Source organism: Mesorhizobium sp. AR10 (assembly GCF_024746795.1).
In the GTDB taxonomy this organism is placed as follows: Bacteria; Pseudomonadota; Alphaproteobacteria; order Rhizobiales; family Rhizobiaceae; genus Mesorhizobium.
In genome coordinates, this window is the sequence record NZ_CP080524.1 from 4,037,845 (window position 1) to 4,056,319 (window position 18,475).

General features: G+C 61.8%; 17 protein-coding genes and 2 pseudogenes. 13 read left to right on the forward strand and 6 right to left on the reverse strand.

The features are described from left to right. Window positions 1–211: 211 nt before the first annotated feature. Window positions 212–1,603, forward strand: coding sequence for a DEAD/DEAH box helicase (locus tag LHFGNBLO_RS23100; protein ID WP_258601629.1), 1,392 nt, complete (start codon window positions 212–214; stop codon window positions 1,601–1,603). Window positions 1,604–1,720: 117 nt separating this feature from the next. On the opposite strand, the gene LHFGNBLO_RS23105 is transcribed toward LHFGNBLO_RS23100, so the two are convergent. Both LHFGNBLO_RS23105 and LHFGNBLO_RS23110 read right to left on the reverse strand, forming a co-directional pair. Further along, entirely contained in the window at window positions 1,721–2,695 is a 975-nt protein-coding gene (locus tag LHFGNBLO_RS23105; protein ID WP_258601630.1) for an alpha/beta hydrolase, read from the reverse strand. A 71-nt stretch (window positions 2,696–2,766) separates the two neighbouring features. Then, the gene (locus LHFGNBLO_RS23110; RefSeq protein ID WP_258601631.1) at window positions 2,767–3,588 is read right to left on the reverse strand and encodes an SDR family oxidoreductase; all 822 of its coding nucleotides are present in this window, start codon (window positions 3,586–3,588) and stop codon (window positions 2,767–2,769) included. 213 nt (window positions 3,589–3,801) lie between these two features. Between LHFGNBLO_RS23110 and LHFGNBLO_RS23115 the strand changes: the two genes are divergently transcribed. From LHFGNBLO_RS23115 to LHFGNBLO_RS23145, 7 genes and pseudogenes are all read left to right on the forward strand, one after another. Next, a complete protein-coding gene (locus tag LHFGNBLO_RS23115) occupies window positions 3,802–4,836 on the forward strand; it encodes a cysteine synthase A (RefSeq protein ID WP_258601632.1) in 1,035 nt (344 codons plus the stop codon). Continuing rightward, window positions 4,836–5,579, forward strand: a complete 744-nt coding sequence (locus LHFGNBLO_RS23120; protein ID WP_258601633.1) for an alanyl-tRNA editing protein — start codon at window positions 4,836–4,838, stop codon at window positions 5,577–5,579. The genes LHFGNBLO_RS23115 and LHFGNBLO_RS23120 overlap by 1 nt, the downstream gene beginning before the upstream one ends. Window positions 5,580–5,617: 38 nt before the next feature. Continuing rightward, the gene (gene sseA, locus LHFGNBLO_RS23125) at window positions 5,618–6,469 is read left to right on the forward strand and encodes a 3-mercaptopyruvate sulfurtransferase (RefSeq protein ID WP_258601634.1); all 852 of its coding nucleotides are present in this window, start codon (window positions 5,618–5,620) and stop codon (window positions 6,467–6,469) included. Window positions 6,470–6,474: 5 nt separating this feature from the next. Then, on the forward strand, window positions 6,475–7,038 hold the full coding sequence (locus tag LHFGNBLO_RS23130) for a GNAT family N-acetyltransferase (protein ID WP_258601635.1): 564 nt from the start codon (window positions 6,475–6,477) through the stop codon (window positions 7,036–7,038). Window positions 7,039–7,144: 106 nt separating this feature from the next. Then, window positions 7,145–7,702, forward strand: a complete 558-nt coding sequence (locus LHFGNBLO_RS23135) for an OmpA family protein (RefSeq protein WP_258601636.1) — start codon at window positions 7,145–7,147, stop codon at window positions 7,700–7,702. A gap of 78 nt (window positions 7,703–7,780) precedes the next feature. After that, window positions 7,781–7,915 (forward strand): annotated as a pseudogene (locus LHFGNBLO_RS23140) (4-hydroxy-tetrahydrodipicolinate reductase); the annotation flags it as partial. A gap of 78 nt (window positions 7,916–7,993) precedes the next feature. Continuing rightward, the gene (locus LHFGNBLO_RS23145) at window positions 7,994–8,461 is read left to right on the forward strand and encodes a DUF1203 domain-containing protein (protein WP_258601637.1); all 468 of its coding nucleotides are present in this window, start codon (window positions 7,994–7,996) and stop codon (window positions 8,459–8,461) included. A gap of 230 nt (window positions 8,462–8,691) precedes the next feature. On the opposite strand, the gene LHFGNBLO_RS23150 is transcribed toward LHFGNBLO_RS23145, so the two are convergent. Continuing rightward, the gene (locus tag LHFGNBLO_RS23150) at window positions 8,692–9,978 is read right to left on the reverse strand and encodes an outer membrane protein (protein WP_258601638.1); all 1,287 of its coding nucleotides are present in this window, start codon (window positions 9,976–9,978) and stop codon (window positions 8,692–8,694) included. 211 nt (window positions 9,979–10,189) lie between these two features. Further along, complete coding sequence (gene ald, locus LHFGNBLO_RS23155; RefSeq protein WP_258601639.1) at window positions 10,190–11,305, reverse strand: alanine dehydrogenase; 1,116 nt, start codon at window positions 11,303–11,305, stop codon at window positions 10,190–10,192. A 156-nt stretch (window positions 11,306–11,461) separates the two neighbouring features. Here ald and LHFGNBLO_RS23160 point away from each other — a divergent pair, with 156 nt between their 5' ends. Further along, a complete protein-coding gene (locus tag LHFGNBLO_RS23160) occupies window positions 11,462–11,935 on the forward strand; it encodes an Lrp/AsnC family transcriptional regulator (RefSeq protein ID WP_127851891.1) in 474 nt (157 codons plus the stop codon). On the opposite strand, the gene LHFGNBLO_RS23165 is transcribed toward LHFGNBLO_RS23160, so the two are convergent. After that, window positions 11,932–12,591, reverse strand: coding sequence for a 5-formyltetrahydrofolate cyclo-ligase (locus tag LHFGNBLO_RS23165; protein ID WP_258601640.1), 660 nt, complete (start codon window positions 12,589–12,591; stop codon window positions 11,932–11,934). The two genes, LHFGNBLO_RS23160 and LHFGNBLO_RS23165, sit on opposite strands and share 4 nt — an antisense overlap. 175 nt (window positions 12,592–12,766) lie before the next feature. On the opposite strand from LHFGNBLO_RS23165, the gene LHFGNBLO_RS23170 reads away from it, so the two are divergent. Both LHFGNBLO_RS23170 and LHFGNBLO_RS23175 read left to right on the forward strand, forming a co-directional pair. Then, the gene (locus LHFGNBLO_RS23170; RefSeq protein WP_258601641.1) at window positions 12,767–14,032 is read left to right on the forward strand and encodes an NAD(P)/FAD-dependent oxidoreductase; all 1,266 of its coding nucleotides are present in this window, start codon (window positions 12,767–12,769) and stop codon (window positions 14,030–14,032) included. Between the two features lie 147 nt (window positions 14,033–14,179). After that, window positions 14,180–16,160 (forward strand): annotated as a pseudogene (locus LHFGNBLO_RS23175) (bifunctional 2',3'-cyclic-nucleotide 2'-phosphodiesterase/3'-nucleotidase). Window positions 16,161–16,290: 130 nt separating this feature from the next. Here the strand turns inward: LHFGNBLO_RS23175 and LHFGNBLO_RS23180 are convergent. Then, window positions 16,291–17,556 (reverse strand): SAM-dependent methyltransferase, encoded by a 1,266-nt coding sequence (locus LHFGNBLO_RS23180; RefSeq protein WP_258601642.1) that lies wholly within the window; start codon window positions 17,554–17,556, stop codon window positions 16,291–16,293. Window positions 17,557–17,927: 371 nt separating this feature from the next. Here LHFGNBLO_RS23180 and LHFGNBLO_RS23185 point away from each other — a divergent pair, with 371 nt between their 5' ends. Both LHFGNBLO_RS23185 and LHFGNBLO_RS23190 read left to right on the forward strand, forming a co-directional pair. After that, entirely contained in the window at window positions 17,928–18,062 is a 135-nt protein-coding gene (locus tag LHFGNBLO_RS23185; protein WP_258601643.1) for a hypothetical protein, read from the forward strand. A gap of 118 nt (window positions 18,063–18,180) precedes the next feature. Then, window positions 18,181–18,471, forward strand: a complete 291-nt coding sequence (locus LHFGNBLO_RS23190; protein ID WP_258601644.1) for a Dabb family protein — start codon at window positions 18,181–18,183, stop codon at window positions 18,469–18,471. Window positions 18,472–18,475 lie beyond the last annotated feature (4 nt).

The window sequence follows — 18,475 nt, forward strand, 5'->3', positions numbered from 1 at the left end:
TTTCCCTCTTTCCGGTATATCGGCCCTCTTTCCGGTACATCACAAAGTGGCGAAAAAGCCCCGTGGCATGATGCCTGCGGGCACGACAGCGCAGCCGAGTGGACGTTTACGTCCGCCCGCCTTGTCGTTTCATATCAATTTTTTTCGACGGCAGGTTGCGCCCTGCCGCCATCGATGTTTGCGGCCAGCGGCCGCGTGAAAGAAGACTATTTTGACCAACGAAAACACAGCGGAACTCAACGGTTTCGCAGCACTTGGAATTACGGGCGCGCTGCTTAAGGCCACCCACGCCGCCGGCTTCACCGATCCGAAGCCGATCCAGACCCAGGCGATCCCGCCGCAGCTCGAAGGCCGCGACATTTTCGGCATCGCCCAGACCGGCTCCGGCAAGACCGCGGCGTTCGCGCTGCCGATCCTGTCGAAGATCATCGCACTCGGCACCAAGCGCCGGCCGAAGACGGCCCGTGCGCTGATCCTGGCGCCGACGCGCGAACTCGCCGTGCAGATCGAAGACATGATCAAGCTGCTCGCCAAGGGCGCGCATGTCTCGACCGCGCTCGTGCTTGGCGGCGTCTCGCGCTTCAGCCAGGTGAAGAAGGTTGCGCCCGGCGTCGATATCCTGATCGCCACGCCCGGCCGGCTGACCGACCTGGTGCGTGAGGGCGACCTCGTCCTTGCCGACACCAAATGGCTGGTGCTCGACGAAGGCGACCGCATGCTCGACATGGGCTTCATCAACGACGTCAAGCGCATCGCCAGGGCGACCGCGCCGGACCGTCAGACGGTGCTGTTCTCGGCTACCATGCCGGCCGAAATCGCCGAACTGGCGAAAGGCCTGCTGAAGAACCCGATCCGCGTCGAAGTGGCCCCGCACAGCACTGCGGCGGCCGAGATCGTGCAGGGCGTCGTGTTTGCCCGCACCAAGCAGAAGCGCCAGGTGCTGTCGACGATGCTTGCCGACGAGGCGATGAAGTCCGTCATCATCTTTTCGCGCACCAAGCATGGCGCCGACAGGGTGACCAAGGACCTGGAGCGCGACGGCTTCAAGGCCGCCGTCATCCATGGCAACAAGTCGCAGAACGCCCGCCAGAAGGCGCTCAACGATTTCCGCGAAGGCTCGGTGCGCATTCTTGTGGCGACCGACATCGCGGCGCGCGGCATCGACGTTCCCGGCATCAGCCATGTGGTGAATTTCGACCTGCCGGACGAGGCGGAAAGCTATGTCCACCGCATCGGCCGCACCGGCCGTAACGGCATGGACGGCATCGCCATCACACTTTGCGATCCCTCCGAGAGCAGCAAGCTGCGCCAGGTCGAACGCATCATCCGCACCAAGCTGCCTGTTGTTGCCGACCATCTCGGCAGCCCCGATCCGCAGCGTAATCCCGCCGAAAAGAACGAACGCTTCGAGCCGGCCAACGACCGCAACGATCGCAATGGCCGTCGCGACGGCAGGCGGCCCGGCGGCCAGAACAACGGCAAGAAGCGCTTCGGCGACAAGCCTGTCTTTGCCGGCGAGCGCAAGCCGGAAGGCGCCAAGCCATTCAAGGGCAACAACAAGCGCCGTTTCGGCGGCAAGCGGCCGGCTGCGCGGGCTGCGTAAGCAGACCGAGTTGCGGCCGAGCGTCTGATCTCGGCGTTAGACCAACTGAATGAGGGCGACCGAAGCGATGCTTCGGTCGCCCTTTTCGTTTCGCGGGCGTTCGACGTGTCGGAAGCGCTACTGCGTGATTGCCTTGACCCAGACGACAATTCGCTGCGCCAGGAAAGCCGTCGTCGATGGCGACAGCGCGTCGCCGGCGATGACGTGGTTGTCCTGATCGCCGGTGTCGTCGACCGGCACCAGTTCGTGTGCGCCACCCCAGCGCCCGGCGATTTCACGCGTGCGGTCGGGCCGCACCACCTTGTCCGAATCCGAGAAGATGAACAAAGCCGGGATGGTCGCCTTCTCCACCGGCGCGCCATAGGCAAGCTCGGTCAGCGCCTGCATCGGCAGGGTCGCTTCGATCGGGTAGCGGTAGGTCCAGAATTTTTCATGCAGCGCGTTGCGCGGCACGAAGCTGTGTTCCTTGCCGGCGACCAACCTGGCGATCTGTCGGCCCCATGGCATGGTCAGGATTTCGGCGCCGGAAGCCTTGACGCCAAAATTCGGCGAGATGAACGCGATCGCGGCGACGCCGTCCGAAGCGTCCGGTTGCGTCGCGGCCCACACCGCCAGCGAGCCGCCGGTCGAGGTGCAGATGACGATCACCTTGTCGCCGATCGCCCGGCCGATGGCGAGCGCTTCCTCGTAGTCGTTGACCCAGGCGTTGACGCTGCCTTGCGTCATCGCGGCGCCATCCTGCCCATGGCCGGTGAGGCGAGTGTAGAAAAGATTGGCGTCGAGCTGGTCGGCTACGTCGTCGGGCAGCGGCCGAACCTCGCCCTTCGATGCCGAGAAGCCGTGGATGTAGACGATCGACAGTGGCGTTCTGGCGTGAACCATCGGATTGGCCCAGATGATCTCCTTCTCCAGCCCGTCGCGGATACCAGGCAGGGCAGCTTCTTCGCGTGCCACATAGGCCTGCGGGTCGTCGCCGATCACCGAGGCATCGAAACGGATCGTGGTATCGACGGGGACACGTGGGCCAAGCATGAAGGCGAGGGCGAGAATGACGACGAGACCCAGCAGCGCAAGCACGATCCGTCGCCCCATCGCAGACTCCACGCAACAATTCTCAACCTATGGCCGCGACCGCAACCAGGCAACGGCGTCCTGTGGACAGTCTATTCGCTCGGCGGCTTGCGATCGAAATTCAGCGGGCGTCCCTGCCAGCGGGTCGCGGTGCTGATGAACCAATGACAGAACGATCTCGGCAGCAGGCTGAGCAGCTTCAGGCCCCAGCTCAGCCGGCGCGGGAAGGTGACTTCGAAGCCGCCCGATTTGATGCCCCGTGCCATGCGGCGCGAGGCGCGGTTGACCGGCATCAAGCCTGGCATCGGCAGCATATTCTTCTCGGTCAGCGGCGTGTCGATGAAGCCGGGATTCATCACCTGGATGCGGACATTCATCTTGTCGAAATCGTATTTCAGCGACTCGGCCAAGATGTTGATCGCTGCCTTGGTGCCGCCATAGGCGGCCGTGGTCGGCCAGCCGAAATAGGCAGTGACCGAGCCGACGAGGACGACATGGCCGCGGGCGCGGATGCGCATGCGTTCGACGACCGGCACCAGGCCGTTGATGATGCCGAAATAATTGACTTCGAAAGACTGGCGGAAGTCGCGGATTTTGAGGTCCTCACCGGGGGTGGCGATATAGTTCCCGGCATTGAACACGGCCAGAACGATTGGCCCGAGTTCCTTCTCGATCGCGGCGACTGTCTTTGCCATGCGCTTCTCGTCGGTCACGTCGCAAGGAAAGGCCGTGACATGGCCCGGCATCTGCGCCGTCTCGACAATGAGCGTATCGATCGGATCATCGTCGAGCGCCGTCACCGCGACGGCAAAGCCCTGCGACGCAAGGTCCTTGGCCAACGAACGGCCGATGCCGCTGCTGCCGCCCGTGATCCAGGCGACGCCGTGCTTCGGGTTGGCCCGGTAGAGTGTCATGCTGTGTCCCGCAAACTTGTTGCTAGTGCTCTAGCGGTGAAGAAATCGAATGAAAAGAGCGCTTTTCGGCACATGGTTGAAATGGATTCCGGGACGCAGCATCTGTTTCAGAAAATTGCAGTGCTCGAAATGCGACTGTGCCAGTCGATTCTTGCCTTGAAACCGAAGCTTCGGGTTTCTAGGGTCTCGCCGCACGCTACACAAGGAATCTTCATGCCCCGTTCTGTGATCGAAGCGATCGGCAACACGCCCCTGATCCGCCTCAACAAGGCCTCGGAAGAAACCGGCTGCGAGATCCTGGGCAAGGCCGAATTCATGAATCCTGGCCAGTCGGTCAAGGACCGGGCCGGCCTGTTCATCATCCGCGATGCCGAACAGCGTGGGCTGCTGAAGCCGGGTGGCGTCATCGTCGAAGGGACAGCCGGCAACACCGGCATCGGCCTGACGCTGGTTGCCAAGGCACTGGGCTACCGCACCGTCATCGTCATTCCCGACACGCAGAGCCAGGAAAAGAAGGACACGATCAAACTGCTCGGCGCCGAGCTGATCGAGGTGCCGGCGGTGCCTTACAAGAACCCCAACAACTATGTGAAGCTGTCGGGGCGCCTGGCCGAGCAGATGGCGCGGTCCGAGCCGAACGGCGCGATCTGGGCCAACCAGTTCGACAACGTCGCCAATCGCGACGGCCACATCCGCACCACGGCGCAAGAGATCTGGAACCAGACCGGCGGCAAGGTCGACGGTTTCGTGTCGGCGGTCGGCTCAGGCGGCACGCTGGCCGGAGTCGCATTCGGGTTGAAAGCCAAAAGCAAGGATGTGAAGGTCGCCTTGGCCGATCCGCTGGGGGCCGCGCTCTACTCCTTCTACACCAGCGGTGATCTGAAATCCGAGGGCAGCTCGATCACCGAAGGCATCGGGCAGGGGCGCATCACCGCCAATCTCGAAGGCTTCACGCCGGATTTTTCCTTCCAGATTCCGGATGAGGATGCGCTGCCGATCGTTTTCGACCTGATCCAGGAGGAGGGCCTTTGCGTCGGCGGCTCGACCGGCATCAACATTGCCGGCGCGATCCGGCTGGCCAGGGAATTGGGTCCCGGCCACACCATCGTGACCATTCTCTGCGATTACGGAACGCGCTACCAGTCGAAGCTGTTCAACCCGGAATTTTTGCGCGAGAAGAAACTGCCGGTGCCGGGCTGGATGGAACAGCGCAGCACAATTTCGGTGCCGTTCGAGAAGGTCGCCTGATGGCGCACAAGACGGAAGCGCTGTTTCGCGACGACGCCTATCTGAAGACGGCTGACGCCTTGGTTGTCGCCATCAACGATCGCGGCGGCATCATCCTCGACCGGACGATCTTTTACGCCACGTCAGGCGGGCAGCCGGGCGACACGGGTGCCATTGAGCGCGCCGACGGCAGCCGCATCGCCATTGCCGCCACCATCACCGGCGAGACCAAGGACGAGATCATCCACGTGCCGGCGCCGGAGCAGGCGGTTCCGGTCGTTGGTGAGCGAGTGAAACTCGCCATCGACTGGGAGCGGCGGCACCTCTTGATGCGCATGCACGCAGCCTGCCATTTGCTCACCGTCGTCTGTCCGTTCCCGATCACCGGCGCCGCGGTTTCCGAGGACGACAGCCGTGTCGATTTCGACGCTCCGGATGCAGGTTTTACCAAGGAGGACGTTACCGCCAGGATGATGGAACTGGTGCGGGCCGATCATCCGATCTTTGTCAGGTTGATCACCGACGAGGAACTGGCGGCCAATCCCGGCCTGGTGAAATCCAAGAATGTGCGGCCGCCTGTCGGCACGGGCAAGATCCGCCTGGTCTGCATTGGCGAGCATGCCGCAATCGACAGCCAGCCTTGCGGCGGCACCCATGTGAAGAGCACTGGCGAAGTCGGCGAGATCCATATCGGCAAGATTGAGAAGAAGGGCCGCGAGAACCGGCGCTTTCGCATACGCTTCGGACCGATGCCGGCGGCCTGAACCATAACGCTTCGCCAAGACGGAGCAGGAGAAAAAGAATGGCCGAAGACAGCCCTTTCACCGTCGACGCGGACTGGCTGCAGAAACGTCTTGGCGAGCCGGGCCTGACCATCGTCGATGCGTCGTGGTATCTGCCGGCGCAAAAGCGCGACGCGCGTGCTGAGTATGAAGCGGCGCACATTCCGGGCGCGCTGTTCCTCGATCAGGATGCAGTCTCCGATCCGGATTCCAAACTGCCGCATACGCTGCGGTCGCCGCAGCATTTCGCGCAATATGTTGGCGCGATGGGCATTTCGGCCGACGACACCATCGTCGTCTATGACGGTCCAGGCTACTTCTCGGCGCCGCGCGGGTGGTGGATGTTCCGCGTCATGGGCATGTTCCAGGTCTACATACTGGGCGGCGGCTTCGACCGCTGGAAGGCGGCCGGCCGGCCGGTGACGGCGGAACCGACCAAGATCGCGCCTTGCGTGTTTCACGTCGACTTTGACGCCAGCCGGGTTGTCGGCCTGGCCGAGATGCGCCAGATCGTCGAGACCAGGCAGAGCCAGATCGCCGACGCGCGTTCGCCAGGTCGTTTCGCTGGCTCGGAGCCGGAGCCGCGCGCGGGCATCCGCTCCGGTCACATGCCGGGTGCGCGCAATGTGCCGACGCCGGTGCTTTCGGAAAATGGTGAGCTTTTGTCAAAAGAGCGTCTGCGCGAGGTGATCGAAGGCGCCGGCATCGACCTGTCGAAGCCGATCGTTACCTCTTGCGGATCGGGGATCACGGCGGCTGCGATCACGCTGGCGCTGGAGACTCTTGGCCACACCGACAACAGGCTTTACGACGGCTCTTGGACGGAATGGGGCGGGCTTGACGATACGCCGATCGTGACGGGCAAGGAATGACGGTGATGGAAAACGGAGTGCTGGAAGACATCGAGGTGACGGTGACGTTTCTCGAAATGCATGCGCCGCCGGCCTATTCGCCGACAGTGCCGTACAACCGTCAGATCGCGTTGCTGAAGAGCAAGGACATTCCGCTGCATTTCTACCGCTACCTGATGGATCGGGTGGGCCGAAAATGGCATTGGGTGAACGTGTTGAGGCTGAGCGACGAGGAGCTTTCGGCCGGCATCCACCGCGAGGACCGCGACATCAGGGTGCTTTACCTCGATGGCGCGCCGGCCGGCTTCTTCGACCTCAAGCCGCATCTGCCGGAGGAAGTGGAACTCGCCTATTTCGGCATGATGGAGCACGCGACCGGGCAAGGCATCGGCCGCTGGTTCCTGGGTGCGGCGATTGCCGCCGCGTGGTCGTATGGGCCGAAGCGGGTGACGGTGCAGACCTGCACGCTGGATCACCCGGCTGCCCTGCCGCTCTACCAGAAACTCGGCTTTGCGCCGGTGGCGCAAAAGAAGGAGGTCGTGCACCCGCTGCCTTTCCTGGAGCGCTCGGCCAGCGTCATGAGGCCTTGATTTCTCCCCCAAACTGAACCCTCCGTTCATCGGCGCTTCAGACTGTCTTTGCCATGTTGGTGACACGACCAATGCGGCCATCCGACTGGCCGAAGGAGAACAGGACATGCTGACCCGACGTACACTTGCCGTTGCGCTGATCGCGGCTTTTGCCATGCCGACCCTGGCTTTCGCCCAGGCGACGACGCCGTCCGCCACGACGATCGAGCGCCAGCTGGAGGCGGCGCCCCGGGTAAAGCTGCGCCCCAACCAGCGCGTCACCATCCGCGAATTCAAGCGACGGCCGGATCTGCGCCGTATGGCGCGTTCGATCGATATCCAGTCGATCAATTTTGCTTTCGGCTCGGCGGCCATTTCGGAGTCGCAATACGGCAAGATCGAAAACATCGCCGACGCGCTTGACCGCATCCTGCGGCGCAACCCCGGCGCCCGCGTGCTGATCGAGGGCCATACCGACGCGGTCGGCTCCTTCCAGTCGAACCAGATCTTGTCCGAGCAGCGCGCCGCCTCGCTGAAACGGACGCTGGTGCGCGAATTCGGTGTGCCGGGCTATGCGCTGGAAACCGTCGGCTATGGCGAGGAGTTCCTGCTGGTGCAGACGCAGAACGAGAACTGGCGCAATCGCCGGGTGACACTGCGCCGCTTCGACGATTTCGTCAGGTAAGTTATTCGAAATCTTGACGATTTCACCGCTCGACTTGCGGTCTGGATCATCCCGCAAAAAGAGCCCGGCTTGAATGAGTTGGGCTCTGAGCGGCTGACCATCCGCCATGACGCTGGCTCGTCGGCTGCTCCTTACGTGGCTGGCACATTGCTCGCCGTCCGGCGGGTGCAGGAGATCACCGGACTGGTGCGGAGTGACGCGCTGATGGACTGACTGATACTTGGCAGGAATCGGGTGGGAGGCACCGGCTCGAGCGCATAATTTCCGGTCAACGACAGCGGAGATTGCGCCATGACCATCCAGTTCAAAGCCTTGCCGACCGAGGATGTGAGAGCCCTGCAGCGCGGCGCTCCCGACGCCTATGGCCGGACGCCGGAGCGGCAGATATCGGACGGCGATGGTGTGCCATGCCGTCACTGCCTCAGGAATGTCGCTGCCGGCGATGCCTATCTCGTCCTGGCTTATCGGCCGTTTCCTGAGCTTCAGCCTTATGCCGAGACCGGGCCGATCTTCCTGCATGCCGAGGAATGCGAACGCACCGCCGGGGGGGAAATGATTCCCGAAATGCTCGAAAGCAGCGACTATATCGTGCGCGGCTATGGCAAGGACGACCGCATTGTCTATGGCAGTGGCGGGGTCATCCCGACACAGGCTATCGCGGCGCGGGCAGGGGCCTTGTTCGAGCGCGACGACATCGCCTATGTCCACGTCCGCTCGGCGCGCAACAATTGCTATCAATGCAGGATCGAGCGCGCCTGAAGGTTCGAGGCGGTACCGTCTGTCACGCGGACCACAGCTGTCGTACTGCCGTCGCATTGTCGCGTTAGAAGATGATGGTCGATCGATTTGCCGACCGCGGATGAACCGGCGGAAATCTCGATACCGAGGAAGCGGGGCTTTGGCTCCGCTTTTTTGTTGCCCGCATTCTCCGCGCAAAGAAAAAGCCCGCCGGAATTGACCGACGGGCTTTGATCGTTGCCGGAGCGGCTTTAGTTGAATTTGTACTTCGCGCCGATGCGCACGGTGTGGAAGGAAGGCGTGGACGTGAGGAAATCGTCAGGGGCCCCGATATCCGCAGAAAAATCCTTCTTAGCGAACTGCGAATAGCGATATTCGAGCCCGACGGTCATGTTGCTGGACACTGCCGTTTCGAGACCACCACCCACAGAGAAGCCGCTCGAACCCCAATCGAGGATATCGCCAATCGGCGCGGAGGCATTCAAATCGAAATGCTGCCAGCTGTAGCCGCCGAGCACATACGCAAGGGTCGATTCGTTGACCTTCATACCAACGCGGCCAAGGACATCGAAACCGTAGTCGGTATCCAGATTGATCGACCCGCCAAAGAGTTCCAGTTCCGAGGTCATGCCCGAATATCGGGCATCGACCATCACACCTGCAACCCAGCTGCCGAAATCATGATCGTAGCCAGCGTTCAGTTCACCAAAGACGCCCTCGCCACCAAGACCGTTGAACTCCAGGCCGGGAATATTGAACTGATGCACCGAAGCGCCTGCACCGCCAGCGCCACCAATGTAGAAGCCGGTCCAGTTGTAGGCGGGTGTTTCAAAAGAAGCGGCACTGCCGTTCTGGGCGCCGAAACGATAGTTGGCTGCGACCTGGAACGTGTGCCTCGACGTGTCTGTGTTAAGGACGCCGTCCGGAACACCGAGGTCGGAGAGGATGTTCGCCGTGCCAAAGCGGGTGTAACGATATTCGGTCTTGATCGTCCAATTGCTGTTGATGGCCGTCTCGACGCCCGCCCCCAGGAAATAGCCGCTCTGATCCCAATCGAGGTCAAAGCCTGCATTGGTGTCGAGTTTGTACTTCTGCCAAGAATAGCCGCCGAGGACATAGCCCAGCGTATTCGGTGTGAAGAGATAACCCGCGCGCAAGCCGGCATCAAAGCCGTAAGTTTCCTGGATCGAGGCGTTCAACCCGACCACATCCAAGGTGGTTTCGATGTTGCCGAAATGCGCGTCGAGCAGGCCGCCGAGCAGGAAGCGCGGCGAAACCATATAGTCATACCCAACCGTTGCTTCGCCGTAGACGCCTTCGCCACCAATGCCGTTCAACGACAGGCCGGGAATGAAGTCGCTGCCCAGCTCATGCACGTTGGCGCCGGCGCCGACACCGAAGCCGACATAAACGCCGCTCCAGTTGAACCCAGACGATTCTACGGGAGCAACTACATCCGCCGCAAGCGCGGTAGACGCCAGCGCCACGATCGAAACGGCGCTGAGAAGAATAGATTTTGCAGAAGTTCGCATGAACATTAGCCCCTTAACCCCTAAAACAACCCGCGCGTGTCTTAGCAGAGAGGTCTAATTTAAGAATGACATAAATGTCACAGTGGTAGGCGAACTGGCGGGGGATTCAATAGCGATTGAGTGTTGGCCATGACAACAGGTCGTTGGAATCGCACAAGAAAAAGCCCGCCGGAACGAACCGGCGGGCGAAACGGGAGGTTGACTTTTTCTGGGTGTATCAGGCCGCCAGGACCGCCTTCGGCTCGACCAGCTCATAGCCGAGCGCCTCGGCGACCGCGCGATTGGTGATCTTGCCCTTGTGTACATTGAGACCGTTGCGCAGGTGGTGGTCGTCAACCAGCGCGTTCAAGCCCTTGTCGGCGAGCTGCAGGCCGTAATGCAGCGTTGCGTTGTTGAGGGCATGAGCCGAAGTGACCGGCACCGCGCCCGGCATGTTGGCAACGCAATAGTGGATGACGCCGTCGACCTCGTAGGTCGGCTCGGCATGGGTGGTGGCATGCGAGGTCTCGAAGCAACCGCCCTGATCGATGGCGACATCGACGAGAACGGCGCCCTTTTTCATGCCGGACAGCATTTCGCGCGAAACGAGTTTCGGCGCGGCAGCACCGGGGATCAGCACGGCGCCGATGACGATGTCGGCCGAAAAACATTCCTCTTCGAGCGCCTCGACGGTCGAATAGCGGGTGTGGACGCGGCCGCCAAAGATGTCGTCGAGTTGGCGCAGGCGCGGGATGGAACGGTCGATGATGGTGACGTCGGCGCCGAGGCCAACCGCCATCCTGGCGGCATGCAGGCCGACGACACCGCCACCTAGCACGGTGACCTTGCCGGGCAGCACGCCGGGCACGCCGCCGAGCAGCACACCACGGCCGCCATTGGCCTTTTGCAGCGCCGTAGCGCCGGCCTGGATCGACAGACGCCCGGCAACTTCCGACATTGGCGCCAGCAACGGCAGACCGCCGCGATCGTCGGTGACGGTCTCGTAGGCGATTGCGGTGACGCCGGAAGCCAGCAGGCCCTTGGTCTGCTCCGGATCGGGAGCGAGATGGAGATAGGTGTAGAGGATCTGGCCGCCACGCAGCTGAACCCATTCATTGGGCTGCGGTTCCTTGACCTTGACGATCATGTCTGACTTGGCAAACACGTCAGCGGCCGTCTTGGCGATGGTGGCGCCGGTAGCGCGGTAGGCGTTGTCGTCGGCGCCGATGCCGGCCCCGGCCCCGGTCTCGACCAGCACTTCATGACCGTGAGCGACATATTCGCGGACCGAGCCAGGCGTGAGGCCGACGCGGTATTCGTGGTTCTTGATTTCCCGGGGGCAGCCGACGCGCATCTTTTTCTCCTGATCCGGCCCTTAGGGGCTCGTTCCCTGTCTACATCCAGTGAACCACGAATCGTTGCGCAAGTGTTTGCGAATGCGCTTGCGCGGGAGGGCGCGATTCGATAATCGTTGCGCCAAATTGACATATTGTCGCAGGAATCCCGAAAAATGCCGCTCGACAGGATCGATATCGCCATTCTCGAGACATTGCAGAAGGATGGCCGGATACCCAATGCAGCTCTTGCCGAGAAGGTTGGCCTCTCCCAGTCGGCCTGTTCACGGCGGCTGGACAATCTGGAAAAGTCCGGAACCATCCGCGGCTATCATGCCCGGCTTTCCAATGCAGCACTTGGCCACCAGATGACGGCAATCGTGCATATATCGCTGTCGGGGCAATTCGAGAAGACGCTGTCGGATTTCGAGGCAGCGATAAAGCGCTGCCCGAATGTCCTGTCCTGCCACCTGATGTCGGGCGAATACGACTATATCCTGCGCATCGCAGCGAAGGATCTCGTCGACTATGAACGCATCCACAAGGAGTGGCTGTCGGCCATGCCGCATGTGACGAAGATCAACTCGTCCTTTGCCTTGCGCGAGATCGTCGACCGGACGGCAATGGGGATGAAGCCGGAACTCGCCTAGGCTTTGGAAGCCTCCGTGACCACCCGATCCATCGGGATGTCGTGCGGCTGCGGATAAATGGTGGCGATGCGCTGCAGTTCGTAGCCGACACCGATGACCAGCGGCTTGAACGGCATCGCCGCCAGCGTGCGGTCGAAGAAGCCGCCGCCATAGCCAAGGCGATACTGCCCGGGATCGATACCGACGATCGGCGAAATGACGATGTCGGGCAGAACCGGGTCGCCTTCAGCCGGTATCGGAATGTTCCAGACGCCCTTTTCCAACCGGTCGCCCGGCACGTAGGCACGGAAGATCAGTGGCTGACCCTTCTCGATGACGACCGGCAATGCCGTGCGGCCGCCGCGTTCGTTGATGGAAGCCATCCAGGACCGCAGGTCCGGCTCGCCACGGAACGGCCAGTAGAGGCTGACCATGCGGCCGGCGATGTTGCCGATCACCGCATCAAGACCCTCGGCGATGCGATGCGACATGGATGTCCGAGCGTCAGCGGAAACGGCCAGGCGGGCTGCGATCAGCCGCTCGCGCTCAGCCTTGCGCCATCGCCTTACGTCGGTCCAGTCGGACAGAGGCATGCGGAATTCCGGATCGAGTTCGTGCATAAAACAAGGCGGCGAAGAGTACTGTGCCGGAGCTTCGTCGTCACGATCGTTCGCCATACTTCACTCGCGGTATGCTGTTTCCGCGAGGCTATACCCGGCCATGATGTGCGGCATGTGCATTCACGACATCGAACGGCGACTCCCCGGCAGTCGTCGAAGCCTGGATATTGCTGCGGTGCACAAAAATACCTATGTCAGAGTGCGTGAATTTGCTCGCTAAGGGGTGAATGAGATGAATGAAGCCAGCCATCATGTCGTCGTCGTCGGCGCAGGTTTCGGCGGCCTCGAATTCACCCGCGCGCTCGGCGGCGCGCCGGTGCGCATTACTATGATCGACAAGCGCAACCATCATCTCTTCCAGCCGCTGCTCTATCAGGTGGCGACCACGGCGTTGGCGACCTCGGAGGTCGCGTGGCCGATCCGTCATCTCTTGCGCAAGCGCAAGGATGTGACGACGCTGCTCGCCAATGTCAGCGGTGTCGACCGCACCGGCAAACGCGTGCTGTTCGATGATGGCAATGCGATCGCCTATGACACGCTGGTGCTGGCCACCGGCGCCCGCCATGCTTACTTCGGCCATGACGAATGGGAGCCGTTTGCTCCGGGGCTGAAGACGCTGGAGGATGCAACTGCCGTGCGGCGTCGCATTCTGCTTGCCTTCGAGCAGGCCGAGCGGGAAACCGATCCGGCCAGGCGCCAGGCACTGCTGACGCTGGCGATCGTCGGTGGTGGTCCGACCGGCGTCGAATTGGCTGGCACCATCATCGAACTGGCGCACGAAACGCTGCGCGGCGAATTCCGCAACATCGATACGCGCAACACGCGCGTGGTATTGATCGAGGCCGGCGACCGCATCCTTGCCAATTTTGCGCCTCAGCTCTCCGACTACGCCCGGAAGGCGCTCGAGCGGCTTGGCGTCGAGGTGGAGCTCGGTCGCGCCGTGACACGCTGCGACGCAGAAGGTGTCGTGTTTGGCGACACAACGCTGCCGGCCAGGACAATCCTGTGGGCGGCAGGCGTCGCCGCTTCACCGGCCGCCGAATGGCTGGGAGCGGCAGCTGACCGGGCGGGCAGGGTGCTGGTCGAGCCCGATCTGACAGTGCCGGGGAGCCCGGAGATTTTCGTCATCGGCGACGCTGCACATGTGCTGCGGCCGGACGGGCGGCCGGTGCCCGGTGTCGCGCCTGCCGCCAAACAGGCTGGCTGGCATGTCGCCGCGACAGTCAAGGCCCGGCTTGCTGGCGACACGACCCCGCGCCCCTTCCGCTACAAGCATGACGGCGACCTGGCGACCATCGGCAAGCGCGCCGCGGCGATCGATTTCGGCTGGATTAAGCTCACCGGGTGGCCGGCCTGGTGGCTGTGGGGCCTGGCGCACATCTATTTCCTGATCGGCTTTCGCAACCGGCTTGCGGTTTCGCTGAGCTGGCTATGGATCTATGCGACGGGTCAGCGCAGCGCGCGGCTGATCACCCAGGGCGACGACGACAAGGGCTGACGTTTTTCGCCGTCGGCGTTCATTGGCACGTCACCTCTTCTTGATCGACTGCACTCCCTGTGGACCTGACTTCCCGATGGACTTGGGAAGATTTCGGCGCCAAGCTTTTGCTTCGGGGCAGGGCACGTCGTTGAGAAGGAAAGAACAATGTCACAACTGCTCCACCCCGTCTCTCGCCGCTCGCTGCTTGCGGGCGCCGCCGCCAGCGGGGCGCTGATCCTGCTCCACCCGTTTTCGGCCCGCGCGCAAGCAAACCAGGCACATCTCAGGATCATGGAAACGACCGACATCCATGTGAATGTTCTGCCTTACGATTACTACGCCGACAAAGCGAACGACACGATGGGACTGTCGCGGACGGCCTTCGCTGATCGCGGCGGTGCGCAAGCAGGCCACCAACGCGATGTTGATCGACAATGGTGACCTTCTTCAAGGCAACCCGATGGGCGACTACATCGCCTATGAGAAGGGCATGAAGGAGGGCGACCTTCATCCGATCATGTAGGGCATGAACCTGCTCGGTTACGAATGCTCGACGCTCGGCAACCATGAATTCAACTACGGCCTGTCGTTCCTCGACAAGGTGCTGGCCGGCGCCAATTTTCCCTTCGTCTGCGCCAACCTGATCCGCGGCACCGAACTCGCCGCGAACCCGCGCGACGACAAGCTCTATCTCAAGCCCTACGTCATCCTCGAAAAGAAGATCAAAGACGGATCGGGCGCCGAGCAGCCGATCAAGATCGGCATCATCGGCTTCGTGCCGCCGCAGATCATGGTCTGGGACCTGAAAAATCTCGAGGGCAACGTCAAGACCCGCGACATCGTCGAAGCGGCCAAGGCGTGGGTGCCGCAGATGAAGGAGGAGGGCGCCGACATCGTCATTGCCCTTTCCCACTCCGGCATCGATATCAAGCAGGGTGACATGATGGAGAACGCCTCGTTCTTCGTCGCAGGGGTTGAGGGCATCGACGCCGTCTTCACCGGCCACCAGCATCTGGTCTTTCCCGGCAAGAAGGACTTTCAGTCGCTCGAGGCCGTCGATACTCAAAAGGGCACGCTGCAAGGCAAGCCTGCGGTGATGGGCGGCTTCTGGGGCTCGCATATGGGCCTGATCGACCTGATGCTGGAGCGCGACGGGTCGAAATGGAAGGTCGTCTCGGCGACCTCGGAGGCACGGCCGATCTTTGAGCGGGTTGACAAGGCGAACAAGCCGACGGTCGAAGATGACCAGCGCATCGTCGACGCGCTGAAAGAAGACCACGAAGCGACGCTTGCCTATGTGCGCCGTCCCGTCGGCAAAACCTCGGCGCCGCTCTATTCCTACTTCGCGCTGGTCGCCGACGATCCATCGGTTCAGATCGTCAGCCAGGCACAGACCTGGTATCTCAAGGATATCCTTGAGAATACGCAATGGAAGGATGTGCCGCTGCTGTCGGCGGCGGCTCCATTCAAGGCGGGCGGGCGCAACGGCGCCGACTACTATACCGACGTGCCGGTGGGCGATGTGGCCATCAAGAATGTCGCCGACCTCTATCTCTATCCGAACACCGTGCGCGCCGTCGAAATCACTGGGGCCGAGGTGAAAGACTGGCTGGAAATGTCGGCCGGCATCTTCAACCGGATCGAGCCCGACAAGGCCGACCAGGCGCTCATCAATACCGATTTCCCGTCCTACAATTTCGACGTCATCGATGGCGTCAGCTACAGGATCGACCTGTCGCAGCCGGCCAAATACGATTCCAAGGGTGGGCTGGCGAATGCCGGCTCAAACCGCATCGTCGATCTGATGTTCGATCGCAAACCAATCGATCCCAAGCAGAAATTCGTCGTCGCGACCAACAATTACCGCGCCGGTGGCGGCGGCAATTTCCCTGAAATCAATGCCTCGAAGATCATCTACGAGGCGCCGGATACCAACCGCGACGTGATCGTGCGCTACATCATCAGCGAGGGCACGATCAATCCGTCGGCGGACGATAACTGGTCGTTTGCGCCATTGCCCGGAACCAGCGTCGTGTTCGAGACCGGCGCCAAGGCGAAGGATTTCATTGCGCAGGTCAAATCGCTGAAGATCGAACCGGCGGGCGAGGGCGAAGCTGGGTTTGCGAAGTACCGCATCCTACTCTGAAATAGGTCCGTAACACCCTCGCGACGGCGCGGGAGGCGGGGCAGCATTGCCGGGCTGCCTCGCGTCGAGATCGCTTGTTTTTAGGCATGTCGTTATCCCAAAACCGCTACGCACTTTTGGGCGACATGCCCTACGCCTTGTAGACCACCTGGCGGACATCGATGTAGCTGGCTCTAAAGCCGGCTTCGCAATAATGCAGGTAAAACTCCCAGAGCTTCTTGAAGCGGTCGTCAAAGCCGAGCGGGACGATCTTTTCCCAGGAGCCCCAGAAGCGCTGACGCCATTCGGCGAGCGTGCGGGCATAGTCGTCGGGGAAGACGCGCTCGCGCAGATGGGCGAGGCCATGGTCCTTGCCGAGCGATTTCAGGATCGACGGCGTCGGCAGCATGCCGCCCGGGAAAACATAGCGCTGGATAAAATCCGGCCGGGCGCGATAGGTGTCGTAGGCATTCTCGTTGATGGTGATGATCTGCAAGCCGGCGGTGCCGCCGGGCTTCAGGCAAGCCTTCATCTTGCCGAAGAACACAGGCCAGTATTTTTCGCCGACCGCCTCGAACATCTCGATCGAGGCGATACGGTCGTAAGTGCCTGTCTCATCGCGATAATCCTGCAACTTGATGTCGACCTTGTCGGCAAGCCCGGCCTTCTGGATGCGCGCCTTGGCGAAATCATGCTGCTCGCGGCTGATCGTCAGCCCGGTGACACGGCAGCCGATTTCGCGCGCCGCAAATTCGGCAAAGCCACCCCAGCCGCAGCCGATTTCCAGCACATGGTCTTTCCTGCCGATGCCGGTGTCCTTGGCCAGCGCGCGATATTTGGCGGCCTGAGCGCTTTCCAGATCATTGGCGCCGGTCGCATAGAGAGCCGACGAATAGGTCATGCTTGGATCGAGCCATTCCTTGTAGAAGGCGTTGCCAAGATCGTAATGCGCCGAAATGTTGCGTTTCGAACCGGTGCGGGTGTTCTCATTGAACCAATGGCGGATGCGCTGGACGGTGCCGATCAGCCAGCTGGCGCCGCCGGCGACGCGTTCGCCGATGGCCGAGTTGACGACGAACAGTTCCAGAAAGCTGGTCACGTCAGGGCTTTCCCAATCGCCGTCCATGTAGGATTCGGCAACGCCGATGGTGCCGCCGGCAAAGGCGCGGCCAGGCAAGCGCCAGTTCTTGAGCACCAGTTCGGCGTCTGGACCAGGACCTTTGCCGCCAACGAGAACGGCACGACCGTCCGGCATTCTCACCTTCAGCGAGCCGCGCGGCAGGTTCATCGCCGCCGACAAAACCATGCGTGCCTTGGCCGGCAGGCCTTTGACGATCTCGGCGAAATTCAGTTCGTCGAGCTTGATCGCGTCGCCCAACGCAATGCCGCCCGATGCAACACCCTTGTGTTCTGCCATTTCACGTCCCTGGACTTCTGCGGCGCCAACGCAAAAATCCGCCGGCGGCCACACCCTCTCGCAGTTCATTCGCCAGGTTCTACCGCCGCGCCCTGATGCCGGTGCTGACCGGGTCGGGAGCAGGCGGGCTCGAACGAAAACACGCACCCTTTAACCGGAGCTTCGAGCCTCCCAGTGAATTCCCGCCACAATCTTCCACGTCATTAGCGGGAACTTCAAGAGGCAAGCTAAAAGCCAGGCTGTGCCAATGACTTCGGCGTTGGCTTACCGCTCGCAAGTCGATCGCCAAAGCGAAAGGGATTTCGGAGGGCGGCGCCGGCCAGCTTCGGAATCGCTATGGTTGCGGCCTCCCACATGCGATAGTTTTAACCATGCGTTATGTTGTCGTCATCTGCGCCGTCACCTTCTTCCTGATCTGGGACGGCCTCTACAATCAGGGCCGCTATCTCGACAACACAGTCAGGGAGGTGACGCGCGTCGTGCGCTATGTCACCGGCATGGTCTAGGTTTCCGCTTCCGCTTGCAGGTCGCCTTTTTCATTGGCGCTGGCGCGACATCGTTGCCGATTGACGCGACGGCTCTGCTGACACAAAACACGGCGGCAAACCAATCAAGGAGACAGGATTGATCCGGCATATCGTTTTCTTCAGCGCGCGGCGCAAGGAAGATGTCGAGGCCGTCCGCACGGGCTTGCTGGCATTGGCCAACATCCCGCATTCCAGCCTCTTCGAAGTGACGCTCAACACCAAGGTCGACCCGCTGTCGGACGCGATCGACGTGGTCGTCTATGCCGAATTCAAGGATGACGCTGCTCTTGCCGCCTACAAGGCCCACCCGCTCTATGCCCAGACGACCAGCCAGGTCAAACCGTTACGCGAATTGCGCTATTCGGCCGATGTCGTGTCGGCCGCCTGACTGA